This is a genomic window from Campylobacter sp. CNRCH_2015_0338h, assembly GCF_025772785.1.
Taxonomy (GTDB): Bacteria; Campylobacterota; Campylobacteria; order Campylobacterales; family Campylobacteraceae; genus Campylobacter_D.
This window is the reverse complement of the sequence record NZ_JAKMST010000003.1, coordinates 169,063-192,517: the sequence shown is the minus strand read 5'-3', so window position 1 is coordinate 192,517 and position 23,455 is coordinate 169,063. Positions and strand designations below refer to the sequence as shown.

The window sequence follows — 23,455 nt, the reverse complement described above, 5'->3', positions numbered from 1 at the left end:
CATTACTCCAAAGAAAGTTCATCCATAGCTTTTGCAAGTTCAAACATTTGCTTATGTTCATACACATCATGCACTCTTATAATACTTGCACCATTTTTAAAAGCTTCTAAATGCAAATAAAGCGTGCCAGCTAGTCTTTGCTCAACACTTGAGCTAAAATAAGCATTTATCATACTTTTCCTACTAGCTCCGATTAAAAGCTCTTTTTCAAAGTGTAAAAAATGCTCTAAATGCTTGATTAACATCATATTATGCCAAGGACTTTTACCAAAACCAATACCAACATCTAAAATCACATCTTCTAAACCAAGCTCAATTAGTCTTTCTAGCTTTTGCGCAAAAAAATCATCAAGCTCAGCTAATACATCTTCATAATGCGGGTTATTTTGCATATTTTGTGGAGTATTTTGTATATGCATGAGTGTATAAGTGGCTTTGTATTTTAAAGCTAATTTAGCTAAATTTTCATTTTTAAAACCGGTGATATCATTAATAAGCTTAAAGCCTTTATTTAAAGCATATTCTAAACAATACTCATCAAAGCTATCTAAGCTAAAAATACATTTTTCATAAAGTTTTTCTTTATAGATTAAATCTAGGGTGTTTTTTAAGCGTTTAAACTCTTCTTCTTGCCCACAATATACACTACCAGGTCTTGAAGAAACCCCGCCTATATCTATATAATCAGCCCCTTGAGAAATCATAAGTTCGATTTTTTCTAAAACTTCATTTTCTTTAACCCTGCTTTGAGCATTAAAACTATCTTCATTAATATTAATCACACCCATAATTTTTGCATATTTGGGTTTAGTGAAATTAGACTTTAAAAATAATGCCAAATTTTTAAGCTTAAAATCTTGTAATTTTTCTTTTTCTATAAGCTTTTTGGCTTGATCTTGCGTTACCATAAGTAAGGCATTGGTGTGTTCTTTACCTAATATAACTTCTTTATGTGTTACAAGCTCAGCTCCAACCCTTAGCGCATCTTGTTTGAGTATATTTGCAGCAGGTGCTCTTAACTCTTTGATAAGAAAAAAATGAATTTGAGTTTTTTCACTCATAATTTTCTCGCCTGCTTTATGTGGCTTTATATATTTAGAAATTTTTTCAAAATCTGTATTAGGATTGATTTTAATGATTTTCATTTTTTCTCTCGTGTAAAATTAAAGCTATGGTGCTTAGCAAAATAGTTGGCTTTGCATTTAATTTAGCTAATTCATAAGCTTTGTAAAAAAATTCAATTTCTTCATCGTTTAATTTTATATCTTGTTTAAAACATTCATGGCTTAAAGCACTAATTAGCTCTAAACACTCATGCTTGTCTATATTTTCATATTGTTTTAATAATGAAGTAATTTGAGCTAGATCCATTGTTTTAAGATCCAAATTTAAAGACATCTTTTCTTTTTGAATTTTATGCTTTTCTATGATAAATCTTGAAAGTATAGTAGGTAAAAAAACATTTTTTGAAGGAGCTACGATGATAAAATATACATTTTTTGGTGGCTCTTCAAAAACTTTTAGCAAAAAATTTTGTGCCTCTTCACGAAAAGACTTAGCTAGTATAACAATGATTTTAGCTTGTGCTTCAGCTATATAACTTTCATTCATAATAGCTTTTGCGGTTGCTTGGCCGTTTTTGTCATAAGTTAAGTCATTTAGTCTTAATTCTAAGTCAGGATTTTTGGGTATGAAAAATTTAAGATTTTTTGCTCCATATTCTTCTGTGAGCTTTTCTTGCATTAGCTCAAAATCATTATGGATAATGATTTTATTTCTTAGATTCAAATTTCTACCTTAGAAAAAAGCACAGCCTCTAAGCTTTGCTCAAATACTTTATACAAAGAAATGAGTTTATAGTCTAATTCCTTATCGCGTGAGGAGAGATAAAAGCTATTTTGCAATTGCTCATCAAAAAGCCAAAGCATACTTTCTGCTTTGGAATTAGCGATTTTAAATTTAAAACCTGTATTAGCTCCTATATAAAAAAAGGCATAACCATTAGGAAAAGAAATACTTAAAAGATCATTTAGCAAATCTATATCTTCTTGGGTATTACAAGCTTTATTATAAATTCCTTTTAAAGACACAAAAGGCGCCAAAGGTCTTGTGGAACTAGCGTTAATTTGACTTAAAAAATACTCTTCAAACCACGTTCTTTGATCATCAGTAATCACAATAAAAGTATAACCTTGCAAAAGCAAAGCTAACTTAGAAGCGACCAAAGGCGACCACTCAAGACGCCTTTCTTCCAACCAACTTGTATAAGTACCATTTTCTCGGATTTGCTCTAGGGTAAATTTTAAAAAACTATTGCTCATTTATATATCTAGTTTGTAAACTTCATGCAATACTCTTACAGCTAATTCGCCGTATTTTTCATGCACGATAACTGAAATTTTAATTTCACTTGTAGAAATCATTTGTATGTTAATATTTTCATTTGCTAGTGCTTTAAAAGCTGCCGAAGCTACTCCAGAATGTGATTTCATACCCACACCCACAACTGAAACTTTTACCACAGCACTATCTGTTTCTATATTAGCATTAGCACCTAAAACTTTTTTCATAGCATTAGTTGCTAAATCAAGTTCATTTTCAGGCACAGTAAAACCTAAATTTGTAGCTCCATCTAAACCTACATTTTGAATAATCATATCTACATTGATATTTTCATTTGCTAAAGTCCCAAAAATTTCAGCAGCAATGCCTGGCTTATCATCGATATTTCTTAAAGTAACCCTTGCTTGGTTTTTATCTAGTGCTATACCACTAACCAAAGCTTGTTCCATATTTTCCTCCTTAGTAATAATCGTCCCTTCATTTTCATTAAAGCTACTTCTAGTAACTAATTTCACATTTAATTTTTTAGCAAGCTCTACAGAGCGATTTTGTAAAACCTTAGCTCCCAAACTTGCAAGCTCTAGCATTTCTTCATAAGAAATTTTATCTAGCTTTTTAGCCTTTGGCTCAATTCTAGGATCGGTAGTATATACCCCATCTACATCAGTATAAATTTCACATAAATTAGCATTTAAAGCTCCCGCTAGTGCTACCGCACTTAAGTCACTTCCACCACGCCCCAAAGTAGTAACATTACCCATTTTGTCAATACCTTGAAAGCCAGCAACTACTACGATATATCCCTCATCTAAGGCTTTGTTGATATTTGTAGTATCAATGTGTTCTATTCTTGCTTTAGTATAAACATCATCTGTAATAATCCCTGCATTGCGTCCGGAAAATGCAGTAGCTTTTAAACCCATTTCATTTAATGCAATAGCAAGTAAAGATGAAGTCACGCGTTCACCACTACTTAAAAGCATATCCATCTCACGACCTGAAGGATTTTTACTAAAATGGTGAGCAAAATCAATAAGTTCATTAGTAACCCCACTCATTGCAGAAACTACTACAACTAACTTATCGCAAGTTTTTTTGCTTTTTGCTACTCTTTTAGCAACTTCATCAATACGTTCAAGCGTTCCTACACTTGTTCCCCCATATTTTTGTACGACCAGCATTAAATATACCCCCTTTCTTTAAAATATTTTAAAACCCTAACATATATAGGTTTTTTAAAATGGTTAATCATATCATAAACATCTTCTAATGAAGCAAATTTATAAGCATCAAATTCAGGATTTTTAGTGTTTAGATTAATAATAGCTTTATTTTTTAATCTAACTAAAAAATATTTTTGGCTTTGACCATCATAAGGATACATTTTTTGTGCAACCTTAGCTGGAAAATCATAATTAATCCACTCAGGATATTCAGCTAAAATTTCAACCTCATCTGTGCCTATTTCTTCTTTTAATTCTCTAAACAACGCACTTTTAACATCCTCTCCTTCATCTATACCACCTTGAGGAAATTGCCATATATCTTCCATATCATTACGTTTAGCAAGTAAAATTTTACATTCAAAAGGATAAGCTGATGATAGTACTATAGCAGCTACATTTGGCCTATATTTTTTTTCTTTTTCCATGATTTTCTTATCCTTGACTTTTTAATAATATAATTCTAACAAAAAAATACGAATTTATAATCACATTTTAAAGAAGTTTTATGCATTTATACATACATATACCATTTTGTGAAAGCAAGTGTTTTTATTGTTCTTTTACTTCACTTAAAAAAAAGGACTTTGAAAAAGATTATTTAAATGCTTTAATGCAAGATATAAAATATCAACTAAATTTTTTCAAGCTTGATAAAAATTCCATAAAGACTGTTTTTATAGGTGGTGGAACGCCTAGTTTAATGGATGCTAGTTTTTATGAAAAAATATTTATTTTTATACAAAGTTATTTACAAAAAGATAGTGAAATTAGTATAGAAGCAAACCCCAACTCGAGTAATTTTTCTTGGCTTAAAGAGATAAAAAATTTAGGTTTTAATCGTATTTCTTTTGGAGTGCAAAGTTTTCATGAAAAAAAATTACAATTTCTTGGGCGTATTCATGATCAAAAAAGTATTTTTACTGGTATAGAAAATGCAAAAAAAGCAGGATTTGATAATATCAATCTAGACTTAATTTACGATACAAAACTTGATGATAAAAAAATGCTTGATTATGAAATTTCCAAACTTACTCTGCTTGATATTAACCATGTGAGTGCTTATAATCTAACCATAGAAGAAAAGACAAGATTTGCTAAAAAATTTCATTTTAAAAAAAATGCACCGCGCCTTGCAAAGCATTTTATCAAAGCGATTGAAAATCTTGGCTATAAACAATATGAAATCAGCAATTTTGGACAAATTTGCAAACACAATCTTGCATACTGGCAAGGAAAAGACTATATAGGCTGTGGTTTAAGTGCGGTGGGATTTTTAAAAAATCAAAGATTTTATACTAAAAAAAGTTTAAAAGATTATATAACAAATCCTTGTTTTAGAGAGATTGAAAATTTAAATTCAAAAGATTTACGCTTAGAGCATATTTTCTTAGGACTTAGAAATATTATAGGCGTGGATGAGACAAAGCTAGAACCTTTAGAAAAAGAAAAAGCGATGTTTCTTAGTAAAAAAGGAAAGCTAGTTTATAAAAATGGAATTTTTTATAATACTAACTACCTTTTAAGCGATGAGTTGGCTTTGTATATTAGCACTTAAGCTTTGCATTCACAAGAAAACCTTTTAAGCTCAGGAAGCTTTATGGAAAGTTCATTGATGTTTTTTAATATATCATTACAAAAATTATTTAAATTTTCTTTTACTCCATAATACGCCCAAACACCTTGTCTATCTACTTCTAAAAAATTAGCTTCTTTTAAAATTTTTAAATGTCTTGAAAGCCTTGATTGATTCATATTTAAAGAGCTTTGCAAATCACACACACAAAGCTTTCCGTATTTTTGTAAGAAAGCTAGGATCAAAATCCTGCTTTCATCATTAATCGCACTTGTTATTTTTAAAAACTCTTGCATAAAAATCCTTATATAAAAAACATTAAAAGACCAAAACTAATTGCTATAAAAACTATCATACCTGCAAATAAAATCAAAAAACTTGTTTTGAAAATTCTTTTAAGCAAAATAAGCTCAGGCAAAGAACACCCTGCTCCTGCTATTAAAAAACTCATCATTATACCAAGTGGAATTCCACTGGTAGTTAAAGCTAGTGCTACAGGTATCATAGCCGTACAATTCATATAAAGTAAAACTCCTATAAAAGCTGCTATAAATACGCCCAAAACTCCATAATCTTTCATATAATTTTGGAAAAAATCTTGTGGAAAAGCACCATGTATAACAGCCCCTATAGCCATACCTATAACAATATAAGGTAAAATTTTTTTATACTCTTTAAAACTTTGTGAAAATAATATTTTGATTTTACTTTCTTTAGCTTTGTTTTTAAAATTTAAAATTTTACTTGTTTTAGAATTTTTAGCAAAAACCAAGCTAGGTTTTTGACAACATGAGCTTTGAAAAGTATTATTAGAACAACATGACTTTTGCTCTAAATCATTTTTTAAAAAGTCTTCATTAAAAAATCCTTGAGTGTTTATTTTAGAAACACAAAAAGCAATAAATAAAATCACACAAAATAAAAATCCCACATAAAATAAAGATATTTTTAAGCCAAAACTCACCATAAACATCACTACTATAATAGGATTAATTAAAGGCGAGGTGATTAAATAAGCTATGCATACCCCAAGTGGGACTTTAGCTTTTAAAAATGCGTTTAAAAGCGGTATGCTTGAACATGAGCAAAATGGAGTTAAACAACCCAAAAGTATGGCTTTTATATAGCTTGCAAAAGAATCTTTCTTCAAATGCTCATTAAAAAATTTGGCATAGCGCTCATTTAAATAAGCAATAAACATACTAACTAAAATAAACAAAACAGATATTTCTATAAATAAAATAAGAAAATCTTTTAAAATAAAAACTAATTTCTCCATGCTTTTCCTTTTTTTATTTTTAATTCAATATATCAAAAATATATTAATATATCAAGATATCTTTATATATTAATATAGTAAAAGTAATAATATTTTTAAGTATTTTTATGTAAAATGTAAACCATATATTCAAATGAAAGAAGATAAAATAATGAGTTTTGGTGAAATTTTAGTTATTTTAGTTGTAGCTATTTTAGTGCTTGGGCCTGAAAAATTACCTTCAACTATAGTTGAAATTGCAAAAATTTTAAAAGCCATTAAAAGCAATATCGATGAAGCAAAAGCAAGTATTAATAAAGAACTAAAAATAGCAGAATTAAAAGATGAAGCACAAAAATACAAAGATGAATTCTCACAAACTAATGAAAATATCAGAAAAAAACTAAGTTTTGAAGAATTTGATCAGCTCAAAGAAGATATTTTAAACAACACCAAAGAATTAAAAAGTGAAATTAATGATTTAGAAAAGGATATACAAGAACTTTCTAATCTTGAAGAAAAAATTCAAAAAGATGAAAAAAATACTCAGAAAATGGAAAGCTAAGAATGTTTGAAGAATTAAAACCGCATTTAGTAGAACTTAGAAAAAGATTATTTATAAGTGTTGCTTGTGTTGTTGTGATGTTTTTTGTATGTTTTAGTTTTAATAACTATATCATAGATATACTAAAAGCGCCTGTTGAAGCAGCCTTACCTGAAATTTCAAGACAAATGACCTTCGTTGAATTGCAAGAGCCTTTATTTACTGCGATGAAGGTTTCGTTTTTTACAGCTTTTTTGATTTCTTTACCGGTTATTTTTTGGCAGTTTTGGAAATTTGTAGCACCTGGACTTTATGATAATGAAAAAAGATTAGTAGTGCCTTTTGTAAGCTTTGCTAGCATTATGTTTGCACTTGGTGCTTTGTTTTGTTATTATATAGTTATACCTTTGGCTTTTAAATTTTTGATTGATTTTGGGGTGCAAACCCAAGATTTTAAGCCTTTAATTAGCATAGGTTTATATGTAGGCTTTTTTACTAAATTAGTAATTGCTTTTGGTTTGGCTTTTGAAATGCCTGTAATAACCTTTTTCTTTGCTAAACTTGGACTGATTGATGATACTTTTTTGAAAAAACATTTTAGAGTTTCAGTTTTAGTGATTTTTGTTTTTTCAGCTATGATGACACCACCTGATGTTATATCACAATTTTTAATGGCTGTACCTTTGTGTGGGCTTTATGGAATTTCTATTTACATAGCTAAAAAAGTTAATCCTAGTCAAAAAGAAGATGATGAAAATGATTGATAAAGATCTTTTGCTTTCTAGTTATGATTATGATTTACCCAATGAACTTATAGCAAATTTTCCTATTTTACCCAAAGAAAATGCCAAGCTTTTAGTATATGAAAGATGTAAAAATCAAATTTCACATTTGCACTTTAAGGACTTAGCTAGAATTTTATCACCTTGTGAAATCATCTTTAATGATACCAAAGTCATCAAAGCAAGAATTTATGGAAACAAAGAAAGTGGTAGTAAAATAGAACTTTTTATCAACCATCCTTTAAAAAATAATGAATTTTTAGTGCAAATTCGGGGTAAGGTTAAAGAAGGGCAAATTTTATATTTTGAAAATTCTTTAAAAGCTAAAATCAAAAAATTACATGATGATGGCACAAGAGAAGTAGAGTTTTTTAATGATGAAAAAGAGCTTAGTCATCATGAAGTTTTTGAAATTTTAGAAAAAATAGGTCATATACCTTTGCCACCTTATATTAAAAGAGCAGATGAAGCGCAAGATAGCATTAACTATCAAAGCATTTTTGCTAAAAATCAAGGCGCAGTTGCCGCACCTACTGCAAGCTTACATTTTGATAAAGCAATGATTGATGAACTTAAAAAAAATCATAATATCCATACTATCACACTACACGTTGGTGCAGGAACTTTTAAAGGTGTAGAATGTGAAGATATACGTGATCATAAAATGCATTCAGAATTTTTTCATATTGATGATGAAACTTGTGCTTTGATTGATTCTTCTAAGAAAATACTAGGCGTTGGTACCACTGTTACTCGTTGTATAGAATATTATTATAGAAAAAAATTAAAAGAAGGTTTTTGTGATTTGTTTTTACACCCACAAAATACCCCGCAAAGACTTGATTATTTACTTACTAATTTTCACTTACCAAAATCAACTTTAATTATGCTTGTAGCAGCATTTATAGGTAGAGAAAAAACCTTAAAGCTTTACCATGAAGCCATAGAAAATAACTATCGTTTTTACTCATATGGTGATGGAATGCTAATTATTTAGTCTTTTTCTTGATATATTTTTTATCAATATAACCCAAATCTATAAGTTTTTGATAAATTTTAGCCAGTATAGGCCCTCCTGTACTACTACCGCTTTTTCCGTGTTCGATTAAAACCACTACTACATATTGTGGTTTTTCATAAGGTGCATAAGAAGTAATCCAAGCATGAGATCTTAAAAAATATTCTAAATCCTCTTCTTTAATACGCTTTTTTTCACTTTGAGAAATTCCAACTACTTGAGCTGTTCCTGTTTTGGCTGCTATGGTAATAGGTGAATTTCTTAAAAATCTTGCCGTAGTTCCACCGTCTTCATTAGCAACTTCATACATAGCACGCCTTAAAAGTGGAAGTTTTGATAGTTCAAAAGTCGTAAAAACACTTTCATTATTATCAAAATTTATCTTAGTAATATTATCATCAACGCTATGTAAAAAATGCGGTGTGATATCTTTAGCCGCAGCAATCATAGCTGTAAATTTAGCCACTTGCATAGGAGTAGCAAGAAAATCACCTTGTCCTATGCTTGTATTTAAAGTTTCACCTTGATACCATGGTTGGTTGTATTTTTCTTTTTTCCATATTCTATTAGGTACTGTTCCTATAAATTCATTAGGTAAATCCACTCCTGTTTTTGCACCAAAACCTATTCTTTCAAAAACAGAACTAATAGTATCAATACCAACCTCTAAAGCACCTTTATAAAAATACACATCACAACTTTCCCTAATAGCATCTGTCATATCTACATAACCATGACCTATAGCCTTCCAACATCTAAATTTTCTACCACCAAGCTCAAAGTTAGAATCACACAAATATTTATGATTTTCACTTACTTTTCCACTATCTAAAAAGGCCAAAGCTGTACCCATTTTTATAACTGAACCTGGAGGATAAAGACCGTTAATAAGTTTATTAGTAAAAGGATGGTTTAAATCATTAGAAAGTTTATCCCATTCTTCTTGGCTAATACCCGTAACAAATGGATTAAGATTATACTCAGGAAAACTACCCGCTGCTAAAATAGCTCCGCTTTTTACATCCATTACTATAGCTGCACCTGCTAAATTTTCAAAAATACTAGCTAAGTATTCTTGCAAATCAAGATCTATGCTTAAAGTGATATTACTTGAAGTAGGTTTTTTATAAGAAAGTTCTTCTATTTCTTTATTTAATGCATTTACCTTGCTAACCTTTTCACCCTTTTGACCTTGTAAAATATCATTATAAGAACGCTCTATGCCACTACGCCCTACATAGCTAGTTAATCTTGCAATTTCATTTTCATTCATATCATTTAAATTTGCTTTTCCAACATAACCTATAACATGGCTAGCTAAAGCATTATAAGGATAAAATCTTTGAGTAGTAGATTTAACTTGCATGTTTTCGCGCAAATTAAGCTTAGTAAAATGCTTAATCATCGCATCATATTCTATAAATGGAACCACTTCTATATAATCTTGGTTATAATAAGAATCTGCTTTTATATAAGTTCTTTTGAGCTTAGTAGCATTTAAATCCGGAAAGGCTCCTACTATAGCTTGTAATTCTTGCTCCAAAAGAGCTCTGTTTTTCTTTTTTATATGCAAATATGGCTTTATAGAGATCGAAAAACCTAATTTATTTACCGCTAAGGGTCTACCCTTTATATCTAAAATTTGCCCTCTAACAGGTGCTAAAAATTGCGTTTTAATGGCATTTTGTTTAGCTATTTCTTCATAATAAACATTAGATTTAATACTTATATAATACACCCTAGCAAGCAAAAGCAAGAAAAAACAAGCTATAAATCCCATCACCAAACGCATACGCATATTAGATTTTCCCTTTAAAAATAACAAAAGAAATCAAAGCCTCAACAGCAAAAAACCATAGATATTCAATACCAAATTTTAAAATTTCATTATTATCTAAATATGCTAAAAACACATCAAAAAGATAGATAAAAATATAAGCACACAAAGTAAATATAACGAGTAAATAATGACCTAGTTTTAACTTGCTTTTAAACCAATCGACAAAAAGATGATAAAAAACAAAAAAAGCTATCCATGAGCTAAAAAGATAAAATCCATGGACAATATCAACTAGCAAAAGATAAAACAAAGAAAAATACCATCTAAAATCAAGCTTATTAAGAGTTCTTTCTTTTTCTTTTAAAAGCACTATCATATAACAAAAAAACACCCCAAATAAAGGAGGCATCCAATAATACACAGAGCTTAGCACTTGATAAAAAATCAAAGATAAATAAAAAAATAAATAAGAAAAATCAAATCTATTTTTTACTAAATTTCTACTCCTCATTCAAACCCAAGCTCTCTAAAATGATTTTTTGTTCTAATTTATCAATACCACTTTTTTTCAAATTTGACACTAAGATAGCATTTTTATTTGTATTTAAAATTTTTGCTTTTTGACTTTGATTGAGTTTGTCTGCTTTTGTAAAAACTGTTATTTTTTTTTGATCAGCTCTAATAAAAGAATCCAAATATAAATCCAAATTTGCATCAATATCTAAATTTTCATGTCTTGAATCTATTAGATGGATAAAAAGCTTAATAGAACTGCGCTCTTTTAAAAACTCATCTAAATTTTTATTCCAAATAGCCTTAGTTTTTTTGCTCACTTTAGCATAACCAAAACCGGGTAAATCAATAAATATTAGTTTAAATTTATCCTCATCTTTTTTGCAATCAACTTCAAAAAAATTAATAAGTTGTGTTTTACCTGGAGTTGAAGAACTTTTCGCTAAATTTTTATTTTTGCATAGTGTATTAATCAAAGAACTTTTACCCACATTAGAACGTCCCAAAAAGGCGATTTCAGTGTATATAGGTTGTGGTGCTTCGTCTATTTTGGAAGCAGAAATTAAAAATTTAGCATTTAATATCATTCTTTTACTTCAAATACAAATTTGGCAGGTTTTTTATCTTTACTCACTACTCTATAAGTCATATTTTTTCTATCTACTATGATTTTATCCCCTATGAGTTCTTTTTTTGTTTGCATTTGTGTAATTTTTGCATTACCATTAATCTCATATGTATCCTTAGCTACATTATAAATAAATTCATCACCGCTTCCATGATAAGTTTTATCTTTCATCATGATTTTAAATTTAGCATCTTTAGTAGCTATATACTTGATGGGTTGTTTGTTTTTCATATAAATAACTAATTTTTGCGAATTTAAAACATCATTACCTTTTTTAACTTCTACATCACCGGTTAATACACTTGTTTCATTTTTTTCATCTAAGTAAAAATCCTTAGCGTAAACTTCTATTTTTTGTGCACTAAATGCGAACAAATTTAACAAACACAAAAAAATTACTGCTCTAAAAACCATGCTTTTATTCCTTGAATTTTTAATTCTTTTTGATTTACATCATATAAAAAATTATCCCCAAAAACTTCATTTAAACCTATATATGCTTTAAAATTATCATTAGAAAATAAAATTTTATTTTTCATATCATAAGTTGCTTTTTGGGTAAAAATAGAAGTTTGGTTATGATCAAAATAACTTACATTGCCTTCTAAAATGGATTTTTCTTCATTTCTTACTAATAAATCTGAACTTAAATTATAATCAAGCGCTTGAACTTTAAAATCATCAAAAATATCTTTGTCTTGATATTTTACCCAACGACTTGCCTGATATGTAGCCTTAATTACACTAGCATTTAACTCATAATCAAGCACATCAAAAGCTTGCATATTTGCCACATCTACCTTTTGTGGTTTTATAGCAAATAAATAAGGATCTTGAGTACTTAAAATCACCATAACAAAGGCAAATAAACTCATCAATATAGCAAAAATTTTTATCGCCAAAGTTTATCCCATTGAGCTTGCATATTATTATGTTCAATTAAAATTTCAATCATCTCGCTCACTGCTCCATTGCCACCTTTTCTATTTAAAACTTTATCAGTTTTCAAAGCCTTATGTGCATCTTTTGGCTTGAAGCTATATCCAACTGCTTCAAGCAAACTCATATCATTATAATAATCCCCAATAGCAGCACATTGAGAAAAATCTAAATTTAATTTTTCTAAAATTTCTTTAGCGCAAGCTAGTTTATCACTAATACCTTGATAGACTAAATCAATTTTTAAATCCCTAGCTCTAAAATACACACACTCGCTAGTCCTACCCGTAATGATAGCAACTTTTTTACCAAGCTTTTGCCAAGCTTCAATCGCCGCGCCATCTTTTACATTAAATTCTTTAATCTCGCCATAATTTTGTGTGTAGATGATTTTACCATCTGTTAGACAACCATCTACATCTAAAAAAATAAGTTCTATCATAATCTTACTCTCTTACTATAAACGCACCTGGGAAAGATCCACTATCAACAAAATCTCTTGCTTCTTGCTCACTTCTAAAACCTTTTAAAAATACTCTATGCAAGCCATCTTTAGCACTTGTTTGTATTGTTGAAGTATAAGAATTATAATTTTTGTATCTACCTGCTATTAGCTCTGCGCCACTTTTATTTCTAAATGCTCCAATTTGCACCATAAAAGATCCACCTTGGAAAATATGACCACTATCAGCAATCTCTCCACTGCTGCCTAAATTAGAATTAGTATGAACTGAACCCGAACTTGCACTTGTTCCAAAGCCAATCACTTCAAGTCTTACAGGAGCTGTTCCAGATTGAATCATATCTATATCTCTTGCAGCCATATTAGATAAATCTATAATCCTACCTGCTACAAAAGGCCCTCTATCATTAATCCTAACAGTAGTTTGACGGTGATTTTTTAAATTAGTTACTTTTACTATGGTATTCATAGGTAAAGTTTTATGAGCTGCAGTATAAGCGTGTTGATCATAAGTTTCACCATTGGAAGTTTTTTTACCATGAAAACCTGGTCCATACCAACTAGCTATACCATCGGCAGTCTCACCTACTTCTACTACAGTTGGATAATAAGTTTTACCATTAATAGTGTAAGGCTTCATAGTACCTTTTAAACTAGTGTTATTGTGCTTTACACTTTTAAAATCTCTCTCTGGATAATACACAGTAGGTGTGCTAATAGGCACCATACTACAAGCACTAAACAAAACTCCCACACAACTAACGACTAACGACTTTTGTATGAGAGCTTTTGAATATTTTTTGAGTTGTTTTGATTTTTGCATTATTATTCTCCTTAATTTTTAACACAAGTTTTTGATTGATATTGATTAAATTTCCTTTTATTTTATTATATTCTTTAATACTTTCAACGCTTATTCTATGTTTTCTTGCAATAGTATAAAGACTATCACCTTCTTTTACTATATAAATTTTTGTATGTGGAATGGTTGTATCCACCTTAACTAATTTTACATTCTCCAATGCCTTTTCTACTGCCACACTTTTGCTTAAAGGAATGTACATATAATAATCTTTTTTATCAGGTGGAGTAAAATCATAATTAAAATGTGGATTATAACGCTTAAATTCTTTATAAGACATTTTAGCTACTTTGGCAAGCTCTCTTAAAGAAACACTTGGTGGAACTGAGATTTTTTTAACTTCACTTGATAGGGCATAATTAAGCAAAGCGCTATCTTGAGAAATTAAAAAATCATTATTATTTGCTAAAAATGCCATAGTAAGAATTTTTCTAATAAAAATTCTAGTTTCTAATGGCAAGTATTTTTTATCAGGATCAAGCAAAACCCTTAAATCATCACTTTTTGCTTTTTTTATAGCTTGACGTAATTTACCATCACCGCAATTATAAGCTAAAATAGCCAAATACCATTTTCCAAACTGCTCTTTTAGTTGTTTTAAATAAGTAATAGCTGCATAAGTTGATTTTACTAAATCTTTTCTCTCATCTACATAAGGATCTATTCTTAAACCCAAAGTTTGTGCTGTTGGTTTCATAAATTGCCAAACACCCACAGCTTTAGTTCTTGAAATAGAATGAATTTTTAAACCAGATTCTACAATTGCTAAGTATAAAAATTCTTGAGGGATATTTTCTTTTTCTAGGATTTTGCGGATAATCGGGGTGATTTTGTAAAATTCCCTCATCGTATCTACTAAAGTTTTAGAATGCATATCCATGGAAGATTCTTTAAATTCTAAAAAAATCATATCACTAAGATAGCTTGCTTCTATATCTAAATTTCTTAAAATTTGTGCTTGTTGAGTATAGTGCTCTGGAGTAAATTGCAAGGCTTTAGCATTTAAACATAATAATACTAAAATAAAAAATAAAAAGCTTTTTTTCATCATAAACCTTGGAAAAACAAACGATTAGCGTTAGAATTAGTAAGTTTTATTATTTCATTTTTAGATAAATTTAAAAGCTCAGCCATTTTTTGAGCTACAAAATGGGTCAAAATAGGATCATTTACCTTGCCACGATATGGCTCTGGAGTTAAATAAGGTCCATCTGTTTCTAAGACTAGTTTATCTTTTGGAATTTTAGGTAAAACTTCTACTAGTTTTTTTGCATTTTTAAAAGTTAAAACCCCACCTATACCAAAATAAAAACCATCATCTGCTAGCTGAAGTAAAAGCTCACTAGCATTAAAACAATGCAAAACACCACCTTGTAAATCTTTTGCATATGTTTTTAAAATATTAAAACTATCTTCATTAGCTTCACGCACATGAACAATCAAAGGCTTTTTATATTCAATAGCTAGCTGAATTTGAACTATAAAAACTTCTTTTTGCTTTGCTTTTATTTCATCCTCATCAGCCCTTAAACGATAATAATCAAGCCCGCACTCACCCACTGCAATGCATTTTTTATCATTTATAAATTCTTTTAAAACATCCAAATCAAAATCATCTATATCATAAGGATGTACCCCACAAGAAAAATACACATTTTCATAATCATGTGCAATTTCTCTTGCTCTTGGCAAATCTTTTATATCTGCTCCAGGTATGATGATTTTATCTACTCCATTAGCAAAGGCATGATTTAACATCTCATCCAAATATCCAAAATAAGCTTGATTATCTAGATGACAATGTGTATCTATGATTTTTTCACTAAAGTCACAATCTAAAAACATACCTCTACCCTATTTTTACCATTAGCCTTAGCTAAATCTAGTGCCTTTTGAGCATTATTAAGCAAATCTTGTATTTGGCTTGTTTTACCTCCAAAAGCAACTCCTACAGAAATACTATAATCAACCTCATCTAAAGCTATTAAAACACTTTCTTTAGCAATATTTACTCTTATATTTGAAAAAGCTTTCAATGCTTCTTTATTATCTGTATTTTTTAAAAGTACGTAAAATTTACCATCTTCAATTCTAGTTGCTAAATCCATGCCGCGAATTTGATCTTTGATTTTTTTAGCTGTGTGTTTAATCACTCCATCACCACAATCATAACTTAGTTCATAGTTAATTGTTGCAAGATTGTCTATATCAATTAATGCTAAAGCTAATTCTTCACTTTCTTGCATATCTTCTAAATAATCTAAAAATCTTTTTTCAAAATTTGCATAATCATCAAGTCCTGTTAGCAAATCTTTACCCAAACTATACTCATCAAGTAAAACACATTTTTGCATATAATCTAAGCAATTATTCACTCTACAATTAAGTGATTCTTTTTGGAAAGGTCTGATCACATAGTCATTTACGCCCTTTCTAAAAGCTCTTGCCTCTAGCGCATCATCTTTATCTCCAACCATGATCACACCAAGTTCTATCTTAGAGTATTTTGAGCGAATTTCTACAAGCAAATCTTCTCCATTAATTACAGGCATAGTTGCATCACAAATTACCAATTTTGTATCAGGATTATCACTAAGATAACTTAGCGCTTCTTCTCCATGTGCTGCTGCTAAAACATTAAAAAGTTGATTATTAAGATTTTTTTTCATTTCTGCGCGTAAAGTTACATTAGCGATTGCTAAAATTATCTTAGTTTTATTGTTTTTTTGAAGCATTCTAATGGAACTTAGCATTTCATCAATACAGCTTTCGCTTTCTTTTTGAATATAACCTATAATATCTTTTTCCATAAATTTCTTACGCGTTTGCCCATCACTACTTCCTGTAAGTACTATAGCAGGAATATTTTTTTCTAAAACCACATCCACCACTTCTCCATTGGGAGCATCTGGCAAACAAAGATCTACAAAAGCCATAAAATAATCATTTTTCACTAATTCTTTAGCACTATTCATATCAAAAGCAACATCTACTTTTAAACCCAAAGTGTTTTCTACTTTTTTTGCTAAAAGCTTTGTAAGCATTTTGTTATCATCAATAATTAAAATTTTTTCTTCCATAGCCAACTCTCTTTATAATTTAAAAGTATAATTATAACATATAGAAATTTACTTTTTGTTTTTAAAGTAAAGTTCTAGTAAATTCTAAAGCCTCTTGTGTGATATTTTCCCCACTTACCATTCTAGCAAGTTCTCTTACTCTTTCTTCTTTTTCTATTTTTCTTACCCTACTTTCATTTCCTATTTTTTCTACTAAAAAATGATTGCTTGCTTTTGATGAAAGCTGTGGTAAATGTGAAATTGCAAAAATTTGATAAAACTTAGCAAGCTCTTTTAATACTTCAGCTATACTCATAGCTTCTTTGCCACTTAAATTTGCATCAATTTCATCTAAAAATATTATCCCACTAGCTTTATTAGTAACATTGCATTCTGTTGCAATAAAAGAAAGTCTTAGACGGTTTATCTCGCCTGAACTTAAATTTTTTAAACTAGCCTCATTGATATTTAAACTCACTTCATCTTTACCTAAAATACTTAAAGCACAATCTTTAAGTTCTAATTTAACTTCTTTCATATAAAGTTTTTCAAGATAAAAATTCAGTAATTTTTCAAGCTCTTTTAATCTTTTTTTACGCAAAGTACTTAATTTTTGACTTTTCTCATCTAAAAGTATTTTAATACTTTGTACTTTTTCTTCTAATTCCTTTTTTTCAAAACTTAAATTTTCATAATGAGCTAATTCTGCCTTTTTCTTCTCCAAAGCTTCTAAAGCTTCTTCTATGCTTCCATATTTTGAAATCAAAGAAGAAAGTTTTTCTATCCTATCAAGTACTTCTTCTATATCAAAATCAAAATCATCAAAACTTTGATTTTCCCACACTGCCCTTAGTTCATTTAAACACTCTGAAAAAAATGAACTATCAACATCACTAATTTGCAAAGCTTCAATCACTGCTGATTCTAATTCAAAAATTCTACTTGCCCTATTCCAAGCAGCGTCAATTTTATCTTTTTTCGAAAGTCTTTTTTTAAAACTCATTAATTCATCAAATTCACCTATTTTTGGGTTAATACTTTGAATTTTTTGTATTTCAAAGCTCGTAAATTCTTTTAATTCTTCTACCTTTTTTTCTTCTTCTTGAATTTTTTCTAATTTAGTTTTATTTTCCATATATTCTTTATAAATATTTTTATATTCATTTAAAAAATCTTGAAATTTCTTATCCTCTTTTGATTGCATAAAATCAAGTAAGTTTAAAAATCTTTCATTTGAAAACTCATTATTTTCCTTAGCTGAAAGATATTTTACAAATTTCTTAGAAAGCAAGGCTAAATTCTTTTTTGAAATAAGTTGATTATTGATAAAATAACGCGAGCTTTTATCTTTTAAAAGTTTAAATACATTTAATTCTTCATTTTCGATACCAAACTCATCTAATTCAAGTTCATCATTTAACAAAATTTCTACCATTTTAGCTTCACTCTCACTTAGAGCAAATGCTGCCAAAATAGCCTTAAAAAGTACAGACTTTCCAGCACCACTTAAGCCAGTAAAGACAGTAAGTCCAGCTTCTAAGTCTAATTTTGCTTGTTTAAAACCTAAATTTTCTTTAATAAAAATACTCTCTATCATCACTTGCCCCAATTTAACTTTTCTTTTAAAACTTGGAAATAATCTCTATCTTTTTTATGTATAAAACTAAGTTCTTTTTTGCTAAGTCCTATAAGAATTCTATCATATTCTTTAGGATCAATCACTTCTTGCCCATCTAAATACAGCAAACAATGCTCAACTTTCAATTCAAGTTCAAAGCCATAAGGTAAAACTATAGGCCTTTGAGTTAAAGAATGAGAGCAAACTGGAGTTAGAACAAAAATTTCACTCCAAGGATGCACTATAGGCCCACCTGCACTAATATTATAAGCAGTCGAGCCACTTGAGCTAGCTATAATCAAACCATCTCCATAATAAGCATTAAAAAGTTTATTTTCAAAAAAAACTTCTACATTTGCCATTAAAGCATTATCACGAGAAAAAACCGCATCATTAAAAGCAAATTTTTTAATGATCTTATTTTTTTTAAAAAGCGTTATTTGAAGCATTTTGGCTTTTTCTATTTTAAAATCACTTTTAAAAAAATCTTTAAAAAAACTTTCTACCTCATTAAAAGAAAGAGCTGTTAAAAAACCTAAATTTCCTGCATTTATCCCCAAAATAGGCTTTTTAGCCTGATAAACTTGCCTACATAAAGACAAAAGTGTACCATCTCCACCCAGAGAAATCAAAAAATCTAATTCTTGTAAATCTTTTAGATTAATTTTTTCTTGCTCTAGCAACACAAGCTCTATATTTTTTTGCAAAAAAATTGCTCTTAAAAAATCAATTTGCTTGTTTAAATTTGTATTTAACCTACAAAATAAGCCTATTTTTTGAATTTTTTCTATATTTATACATTTTTTCATAAAAAAATTATAACAAAACTTAGCTAAGCAAAAGAATAAAATACTATAATAACAAAATTGAACAAAATTAAGCTAAGGAAAAATTTTGAGAACTCATTATAATACAGAGCTTAACATACAAAATGTTGGCGAGGAAGTAACATTATGTGGTTGGGTAAATTCTTACCGTGATCATGGAGGTGTAATTTTTATCGATCTTAGAGATCGTAGCGGACTTATACAGTTAGTATGTGATCCTGCAGATAATCAAGAAGCACATAATATAGCTTCATCAGTAAGAAATGAATATGTTTTAATAGCACAAGGTAAAATTCGTCCACGCGGTGAAGGACTTGTAAATCCAAAATTAAAAACCGGAGAAATAGAAGTTGTTATAAATAAACTTACTATTGAAAATGAAAGTGCTGTAATACCTTTTGCTATAGGCGATGAAAGCGTTAATGAAGAATTAAGATTAAAATATAGATTTTTAGATTTAAGAAGCAAAAAACTTTATGATAATTTTGCTCTAAGATCAACTGCTTGTATAGCAGCAAGAAATTCTTTATCAAGCATGGGATTTTTAGAGGTTGAAACCCCTATTTTAACTAAAGCCACTCCAGAAGGTGCAAGGGATTATTTAGTACCATCACGTGTACATCAAGGCGAATTTTATGCCTTACCTCAAAGTCCCCAACTTTTCAAACAACTTTTAATGTGTTCAGGATTTGATAGATATTTTCAAATTGCAAAATGTTTTAGAGATGAGGATTTAAGAGCAGATCGCCAACCTGAATTTACTCAAATAGACATAGAAATGAGTTTTTGTGAGCAAAAAGATATCATAGCTATGGCAGAAAATTTACTCAAAGATATTTTCAAAGCTTGCGGAAAAGAAATTAACATACCTTTTAGACAAATGAGTTATAAAGAAGCTATGGAAAATTATGGCTCTGATAAACCTGATTTAAGATTTGATATGAAATTTATTGATGTGATTGATATTTTTTCAAAATCAAATAACGAAATTTTTGCAAATATCGCAAAAGATACGAAGAAAAATCGCATTAAAGCTTTAAGAGTTCCAAAAGGCGATACGATTTTTTCTAAACGCCAAATGCAAAGATTTGAAGAATTTGTACGCAAATTTGGAGCGGCAGGACTTGCATTTATACAAATGAAAGAAGATGGTCCTAAGGGTCCACTTTGTAAATTCTTTAGCGAAGAGGATTTAAATGCTTTAATCCAAAGATGTGAATTAGAAGTTGGAGATGTAGTATTTTTTGGTGCAGGAGCTAAGAAAACCGTGCTTGATTATATGGGTAGATTTAGATTATTCCTCGCTGATGAAATGAAAATTATCGATGAGGATAAATTAGAATTCTTATGGGTTATTGATTTTCCTATGTTTGAACAAAATGATGATGGAAGCTATTCTGCAATGCACCATCCATTTACTATGCCAAAAAATATTGACGAGCAAGATTTAGAAGAAATTAATTCTATTGCACATGATGTGGTGTTAAATGGTGTAGAATTAGGTGGTGGTAGTATAAGAATTCATAAAAGCCCTATCCAACAAAAAGTCTTTAAACTTTTAAATATTAATGAAGAAGAGCAAAGAAAGAAATTTGGCTTCTTACTTGATGCATTAAGCTTTGGAGCACCACCACATGGTGGTATAGCAATAGGCCTTGATAGACTTATCATGCTTTTAACAAAATCTTCAAGCATTAGAGAAGTTATAGCATTTCCTAAAACACAAAGAGCACAATGTCTTATGACTCAAGCTCCAAGCGAAGTAAGCAATGAACAAACGAGAGAATTAGGTATAAGATTAAGGGAGAATACTAAATGAAACAATTATTTTTAATTATAGGTGCACCAGGTAGTGGTAAAACAACCGATGCAAGCATCATAGCTAAAGATGATGCAAGCGTTACTCACTATTCTACAGGTGATTTACTAAGAGCAGAAGTGGCTAGTGGAAGCGAACTTGGAAAGACTATTGATAGCTTTATTTCTAAGGGAAATTTAGTTCCACTAGATGTAGTTGTAAATACTATCATCACTGCTTTAAAAAATGCACCAACTAATACTATATTAATAGATGGTTATCCAAGAAGTGTTGAACAAATGCTTGAGTTTGATAAGGTATTAAAAAACCAAAGTGAAGTAATTTTAAAAGGTGTTATAGAAGTTAAAGTTAGCGAAGAAGTTGCTAGAGAAAGAGTTTTAGGACGTGCTAGAGGTGCTGATGATAACGAAGAAGTTTTCAATAATAGAATGAAAGTTTATTTAGAACCTTTAGAAGAAATAACAAATTTTTATACTAAAGAAAATATCCACCATGTAATCAATGGTGAAAGAAGTATTGAAGCTATCGTAGCTGATATGAAAAATTTAATCAATGATTTATTAAAATAAAGGATAAAAAATGGATATTAGCAAAATCAAAGTTGGAGAAGTGCCAAACAAACTTAATGCAGTTATTGAAATTCCTTATGGATCAAACATTAAATACGAGCTTGATAAAGAAAGCGGAGCCATCATGGTTGATCGTGTGATGTATTCAGCTATGTTTTATCCGGCAAACTATGGGTTTATACCAAATACTCTTGCAGATGATGGCGATCCTATTGATGTTTTGGTTTTAAATGAATACCCTATCCAGGCAGGAGCTGTGATTCCTTGTCGTTTAATAGGGGTATTATTAATGGAAGATGAAAGCGGTATGGATGAAAAATTACTTGCTGTTCCTGTAAGTAAAATTGATCCAAGATATGATAATATTAAAAGTTTAGATGATTTACCAAAAGCAAGCTTAGATAAAATCAAAAATTTCTTTGAAACATATAAAATGCTTGAACCAAACAAATGGGTAAAAGTAAAAGAATTTGCAGGCATTGAAAAAGCAAGTGAAATTTTAGAAAATTCTATTAAAAATTATAAATAATCAAAAGTCCTTTTAAGGACTTCACAAAGGATAAAAAATGAAAAGTATTATTGCTTTTAGTATAGCTTTTGTGGTGCTAATAGGCGCTAGTATTGGTTTTTATATGTGGTATTTTGAAGATGATTCAAATACTTATGTATACGATTATAAAAAAAGTAGTTCTTATCAAAGCTACACTCCACCAAGTACTCAATACAATCAAGAAAGAAATAATATAAGTGATAATACTTATCAATCACAACAAACAGTTCAAGAGCCCTTAAAAGAAGAAACTCCAGTACAAAATAATCCTATCATAGATGAAAATACAAGTACTCAAGAAGTTGCGCTAACAACCCAAACAAATATGGCTGAAGTTTCTAAAAATGAAACTATTACACCTAAAGTAACCCAAGAAGAAGAAAAAGTTCTCGTTGAAAACAACAAACAAACAAGCGTAAAAAAAGAAAAAACAACAAAATATAAAAATACCATGCAAGAATACATTGCAAAAGGCAAAACTAGCAGATATGAGCCAAGCTTGAGTGATGATTTTGTTAAAGTTTATGTATTAAATGGAAAAAGCTTAAGTGATTATAGAATTGATATGCTAAAAGAAATGATTAATCCTGTTAAAGTTAATTCTCAAGACTATAATTTAACTATTTTTATCGATATGCTATCAAACGACAATATGAAATTAAGCATATATAATAAAGATATTGTTTTTGCTAAAAATAAGAAAAAATACAATTATGTAGATGTTAAAATTTCTGATTTGAAATTTTTATTTGAAAGAAATGGATATAGCGAATATAGCAATGAAAATTTACTTGAAAAAATCAATCAAAATCTAGCAAGAGAAGATATAATCAAAAGAATCAAAATTCAAGGTTATGCAGACGATAGAGGTAGCACTTTTGCAAACTACATGATAGGATTAAATAGAGCAATGAATGTGGCTAAACATTTCTTTAGCTTTACTGAGGTTATAGAAATAGAATCTTTAGGAAAAGACACCTATCCTACTAAAGATAAATCTGATTCTCAAAGACAAAATAATCGTAAAGTAGAAATTAGTTTTTTATAACTAATTTCTAAATTTCAAAACTTCTTTAACAATTTT

At 29.4% G+C, this 23,455-nt stretch carries 27 protein-coding genes; 8 read left to right on the top strand and 19 right to left on the bottom strand.

Annotated features, from left to right (window positions below; genetic code table 11):
- Positions 1-2: 2 nt before the first annotated feature.
- The 5 genes from folP to L8X30_RS03505 are packed head-to-tail and all read right to left on the bottom strand — an operon-like array spanning position 3 to position 3,994.
- Entirely contained in the window at positions 3-1,145 is a 1,143-nt protein-coding gene (folP, locus tag L8X30_RS03525; protein ID WP_263679037.1) for a dihydropteroate synthase, read from the bottom strand.
- On the bottom strand, positions 1,132-1,743 hold the full coding sequence (locus L8X30_RS03520; RefSeq protein WP_318529747.1) for a DNA polymerase III subunit delta': 612 nt from the start codon (positions 1,741-1,743) through the stop codon (positions 1,132-1,134). Before L8X30_RS03520 ends, folP begins: the two co-directional genes overlap by 14 nt.
- Positions 1,744-1,784: 41 nt before the next feature.
- A complete protein-coding gene (locus tag L8X30_RS03515) occupies positions 1,785-2,321 on the bottom strand; it encodes a HobA family DNA replication regulator (protein ID WP_263679034.1) in 537 nt (178 codons plus the stop codon).
- Positions 2,322-3,524, bottom strand: a complete 1,203-nt coding sequence (locus L8X30_RS03510; protein ID WP_263679033.1) for an aspartate kinase — start codon at positions 3,522-3,524, stop codon at positions 2,322-2,324.
- Positions 3,524-3,994 (bottom strand): RNA pyrophosphohydrolase, encoded by a 471-nt coding sequence (locus tag L8X30_RS03505; protein ID WP_263679032.1) that lies wholly within the window; start codon positions 3,992-3,994, stop codon positions 3,524-3,526. The genes L8X30_RS03510 and L8X30_RS03505 overlap by 1 nt, the downstream gene beginning before the upstream one ends.
- 80 nt (positions 3,995-4,074) lie before the next feature.
- Between L8X30_RS03505 and hemW the strand changes: the two genes are divergently transcribed.
- A complete protein-coding gene (gene hemW, locus L8X30_RS03500) occupies positions 4,075-5,124 on the top strand; it encodes a radical SAM family heme chaperone HemW (RefSeq protein WP_263679031.1) in 1,050 nt (349 codons plus the stop codon).
- On the opposite strand, the gene L8X30_RS03495 is transcribed toward hemW, so the two are convergent.
- Positions 5,121-5,438: an ArsR/SmtB family transcription factor gene (locus tag L8X30_RS03495; RefSeq protein WP_263679029.1), complete on the bottom strand. Its 318-nt coding sequence runs from the start codon at positions 5,436-5,438 to the stop codon at positions 5,121-5,123. The two genes, hemW and L8X30_RS03495, sit on opposite strands and share 4 nt — an antisense overlap.
- 8 nt (positions 5,439-5,446) lie before the next feature.
- On the bottom strand, positions 5,447-6,421 hold the full coding sequence (locus L8X30_RS03490) for a permease (RefSeq protein ID WP_263679028.1): 975 nt from the start codon (positions 6,419-6,421) through the stop codon (positions 5,447-5,449).
- A gap of 151 nt (positions 6,422-6,572) precedes the next feature.
- Between L8X30_RS03490 and tatB the strand changes: the two genes are divergently transcribed.
- Genes tatB through queA form a run of 3 tightly spaced genes read left to right on the top strand, consistent with a single transcriptional unit; the run spans position 6,573 to position 8,723 of the window.
- Positions 6,573-6,965: a Sec-independent protein translocase protein TatB gene (gene tatB / locus L8X30_RS03485; RefSeq protein WP_039618091.1), complete on the top strand. Its 393-nt coding sequence runs from the start codon at positions 6,573-6,575 to the stop codon at positions 6,963-6,965.
- Positions 6,966-6,967: 2 nt separating this feature from the next.
- A complete protein-coding gene (gene tatC / locus L8X30_RS03480; protein ID WP_039628251.1) occupies positions 6,968-7,708 on the top strand; it encodes a twin-arginine translocase subunit TatC in 741 nt (246 codons plus the stop codon).
- Complete coding sequence (gene queA / locus L8X30_RS03475; RefSeq protein ID WP_263679027.1) at positions 7,695-8,723, top strand: tRNA preQ1(34) S-adenosylmethionine ribosyltransferase-isomerase QueA; 1,029 nt, start codon at positions 7,695-7,697, stop codon at positions 8,721-8,723. Before tatC ends, queA begins: the two co-directional genes overlap by 14 nt.
- Here queA and mrdA read toward each other — a convergent pair.
- From mrdA to L8X30_RS03415, 12 genes are all read right to left on the bottom strand, one after another.
- On the bottom strand, positions 8,716-10,542 hold the full coding sequence (gene mrdA, locus L8X30_RS03470; RefSeq protein ID WP_263679025.1) for a penicillin-binding protein 2: 1,827 nt from the start codon (positions 10,540-10,542) through the stop codon (positions 8,716-8,718). The genes queA and mrdA overlap by 8 nt on opposite strands.
- A 1-nt stretch (position 10,543) precedes the next feature.
- Positions 10,544-11,035 (bottom strand): hypothetical protein, encoded by a 492-nt coding sequence (locus L8X30_RS03465; protein ID WP_263679023.1) that lies wholly within the window; start codon positions 11,033-11,035, stop codon positions 10,544-10,546.
- Complete coding sequence (yihA, locus tag L8X30_RS03460) at positions 11,025-11,624, bottom strand: ribosome biogenesis GTP-binding protein YihA/YsxC (protein WP_263664125.1); 600 nt, start codon at positions 11,622-11,624, stop codon at positions 11,025-11,027. The genes L8X30_RS03465 and yihA overlap by 11 nt, the downstream gene beginning before the upstream one ends.
- On the bottom strand, positions 11,621-12,079 hold the full coding sequence (gene lptA, locus L8X30_RS03455; RefSeq protein WP_263679021.1) for a lipopolysaccharide transport periplasmic protein LptA: 459 nt from the start codon (positions 12,077-12,079) through the stop codon (positions 11,621-11,623). Before lptA ends, yihA begins: the two co-directional genes overlap by 4 nt.
- Positions 12,061-12,567 carry a hypothetical protein gene (locus L8X30_RS03450; RefSeq protein WP_039628246.1) on the bottom strand — a complete coding sequence of 169 codons (507 nt, stop codon included), beginning with the start codon at positions 12,565-12,567 and terminating at the stop codon, positions 12,061-12,063. Before L8X30_RS03450 ends, lptA begins: the two co-directional genes overlap by 19 nt.
- Entirely contained in the window at positions 12,558-13,046 is a 489-nt protein-coding gene (locus tag L8X30_RS03445) for a 3-deoxy-D-manno-octulosonate 8-phosphate phosphatase, YrbI family (protein WP_039618077.1), read from the bottom strand. The genes L8X30_RS03450 and L8X30_RS03445 overlap by 10 nt, the downstream gene beginning before the upstream one ends.
- A 4-nt stretch (positions 13,047-13,050) precedes the next feature.
- Positions 13,051-13,890, bottom strand: a complete 840-nt coding sequence (locus L8X30_RS03440) for a septal ring lytic transglycosylase RlpA family protein (protein ID WP_263679019.1) — start codon at positions 13,888-13,890, stop codon at positions 13,051-13,053.
- Positions 13,826-14,977, bottom strand: a complete 1,152-nt coding sequence (locus tag L8X30_RS03435) for a lytic transglycosylase domain-containing protein (RefSeq protein WP_263679017.1) — start codon at positions 14,975-14,977, stop codon at positions 13,826-13,828. The genes L8X30_RS03440 and L8X30_RS03435 overlap by 65 nt, the downstream gene beginning before the upstream one ends.
- Positions 14,977-15,774 (bottom strand): TatD family hydrolase, encoded by a 798-nt coding sequence (locus L8X30_RS03430; RefSeq protein WP_263679016.1) that lies wholly within the window; start codon positions 15,772-15,774, stop codon positions 14,977-14,979. Before L8X30_RS03430 ends, L8X30_RS03435 begins: the two co-directional genes overlap by 1 nt.
- Positions 15,765-17,009, bottom strand: a complete 1,245-nt coding sequence (locus tag L8X30_RS03425; RefSeq protein WP_263679015.1) for a diguanylate cyclase — start codon at positions 17,007-17,009, stop codon at positions 15,765-15,767. The genes L8X30_RS03430 and L8X30_RS03425 overlap by 10 nt, the downstream gene beginning before the upstream one ends.
- Before the next feature lie 61 nt (positions 17,010-17,070).
- Complete coding sequence (locus L8X30_RS03420) at positions 17,071-18,585, bottom strand: AAA family ATPase (protein WP_263679013.1); 1,515 nt, start codon at positions 18,583-18,585, stop codon at positions 17,071-17,073.
- Positions 18,585-19,415 (bottom strand): NAD(+)/NADH kinase, encoded by an 831-nt coding sequence (locus tag L8X30_RS03415; RefSeq protein ID WP_263679012.1) that lies wholly within the window; start codon positions 19,413-19,415, stop codon positions 18,585-18,587. The genes L8X30_RS03420 and L8X30_RS03415 overlap by 1 nt, the downstream gene beginning before the upstream one ends.
- An 85-nt stretch (positions 19,416-19,500) precedes the next feature.
- On the opposite strand from L8X30_RS03415, the gene aspS reads away from it, so the two are divergent.
- The 4 genes from aspS to L8X30_RS03395 are packed head-to-tail and all read left to right on the top strand — an operon-like array spanning position 19,501 to position 23,419.
- Positions 19,501-21,252, top strand: coding sequence for an aspartate--tRNA ligase (gene aspS, locus L8X30_RS03410; RefSeq protein ID WP_263679011.1), 1,752 nt, complete (start codon positions 19,501-19,503; stop codon positions 21,250-21,252).
- Complete coding sequence (locus L8X30_RS03405; protein WP_263679010.1) at positions 21,249-21,821, top strand: adenylate kinase; 573 nt, start codon at positions 21,249-21,251, stop codon at positions 21,819-21,821. The genes aspS and L8X30_RS03405 overlap by 4 nt, the downstream gene beginning before the upstream one ends.
- 10 nt (positions 21,822-21,831) lie before the next feature.
- Positions 21,832-22,350 (top strand): inorganic diphosphatase, encoded by a 519-nt coding sequence (gene ppa / locus L8X30_RS03400; protein ID WP_120759358.1) that lies wholly within the window; start codon positions 21,832-21,834, stop codon positions 22,348-22,350.
- A 37-nt stretch (positions 22,351-22,387) separates the two neighbouring features.
- Complete coding sequence (locus L8X30_RS03395) at positions 22,388-23,419, top strand: hypothetical protein (RefSeq protein ID WP_263679008.1); 1,032 nt, start codon at positions 22,388-22,390, stop codon at positions 23,417-23,419.
- Positions 23,420-23,455 lie beyond the last annotated feature (36 nt).

Bases quoted from the DNA above. Each gene is read 5' to 3' on its own strand.
- L8X30_RS03430 (WP_263679016.1), bottom strand. From the start codon at position 15,774: ATGTTTTTAGATTGTGACTTTAGTGAAAAAATCATAGATACACATTGT.
- L8X30_RS03495 (WP_263679029.1), bottom strand. From the start codon at position 5,438: ATGCAAGAGTTTTTAAAAATAACAAGTGCGATTAATGATGAAAGCAGG.
- tatC (WP_039628251.1), top strand. From the start codon at position 6,968: ATGTTTGAAGAATTAAAACCGCATTTAGTAGAACTTAGAAAAAGATTA.
- ppa (WP_120759358.1), top strand. From the start codon at position 21,832: ATGGATATTAGCAAAATCAAAGTTGGAGAAGTGCCAAACAAACTTAAT.
- L8X30_RS03415 (WP_263679012.1), bottom strand. From the start codon at position 19,415: ATGAAAAAATGTATAAATATAGAAAAAATTCAAAAAATAGGCTTATTT.
- L8X30_RS03515 (WP_263679034.1), bottom strand. From the start codon at position 2,321: ATGAGCAATAGTTTTTTAAAATTTACCCTAGAGCAAATCCGAGAAAAT.
- queA (WP_263679027.1), top strand. From the start codon at position 7,695: ATGAAAATGATTGATAAAGATCTTTTGCTTTCTAGTTATGATTATGAT.
- tatB (WP_039618091.1), top strand. From the start codon at position 6,573: ATGAGTTTTGGTGAAATTTTAGTTATTTTAGTTGTAGCTATTTTAGTG.
- L8X30_RS03440 (WP_263679019.1), bottom strand. From the start codon at position 13,890: ATGCAAAAATCAAAACAACTCAAAAAATATTCAAAAGCTCTCATACAA.
- L8X30_RS03490 (WP_263679028.1), bottom strand. From the start codon at position 6,421: ATGGAGAAATTAGTTTTTATTTTAAAAGATTTTCTTATTTTATTTATA.
- L8X30_RS03395 (WP_263679008.1), top strand. From the start codon at position 22,388: ATGAAAAGTATTATTGCTTTTAGTATAGCTTTTGTGGTGCTAATAGGC.
- L8X30_RS03435 (WP_263679017.1), bottom strand. From the start codon at position 14,977: ATGAAAAAAAGCTTTTTATTTTTTATTTTAGTATTATTATGTTTAAAT.
- L8X30_RS03465 (WP_263679023.1), bottom strand. From the start codon at position 11,035: ATGAGGAGTAGAAATTTAGTAAAAAATAGATTTGATTTTTCTTATTTA.
- lptA (WP_263679021.1), bottom strand. From the start codon at position 12,079: ATGGTTTTTAGAGCAGTAATTTTTTTGTGTTTGTTAAATTTGTTCGCA.
- mrdA (WP_263679025.1), bottom strand. From the start codon at position 10,542: ATGCGTATGCGTTTGGTGATGGGATTTATAGCTTGTTTTTTCTTGCTT.
- L8X30_RS03520 (WP_318529747.1), bottom strand. From the start codon at position 1,743: ATGCAAGAAAAGCTCACAGAAGAATATGGAGCAAAAAATCTTAAATTT.
- L8X30_RS03445 (WP_039618077.1), bottom strand. From the start codon at position 13,046: ATGATAGAACTTATTTTTTTAGATGTAGATGGTTGTCTAACAGATGGT.
- L8X30_RS03505 (WP_263679032.1), bottom strand. From the start codon at position 3,994: ATGGAAAAAGAAAAAAAATATAGGCCAAATGTAGCTGCTATAGTACTA.
- L8X30_RS03405 (WP_263679010.1), top strand. From the start codon at position 21,249: ATGAAACAATTATTTTTAATTATAGGTGCACCAGGTAGTGGTAAAACA.
- L8X30_RS03510 (WP_263679033.1), bottom strand. From the start codon at position 3,524: ATGCTGGTCGTACAAAAATATGGGGGAACAAGTGTAGGAACGCTTGAA.
- L8X30_RS03425 (WP_263679015.1), bottom strand. From the start codon at position 17,009: ATGGAAGAAAAAATTTTAATTATTGATGATAACAAAATGCTTACAAAG.
- hemW (WP_263679031.1), top strand. From the start codon at position 4,075: ATGCATTTATACATACATATACCATTTTGTGAAAGCAAGTGTTTTTAT.
- L8X30_RS03420 (WP_263679013.1), bottom strand. From the start codon at position 18,585: ATGATAGAGAGTATTTTTATTAAAGAAAATTTAGGTTTTAAACAAGCA.
- yihA (WP_263664125.1), bottom strand. From the start codon at position 11,624: ATGATATTAAATGCTAAATTTTTAATTTCTGCTTCCAAAATAGACGAA.
- folP (WP_263679037.1), bottom strand. From the start codon at position 1,145: ATGAAAATCATTAAAATCAATCCTAATACAGATTTTGAAAAAATTTCT.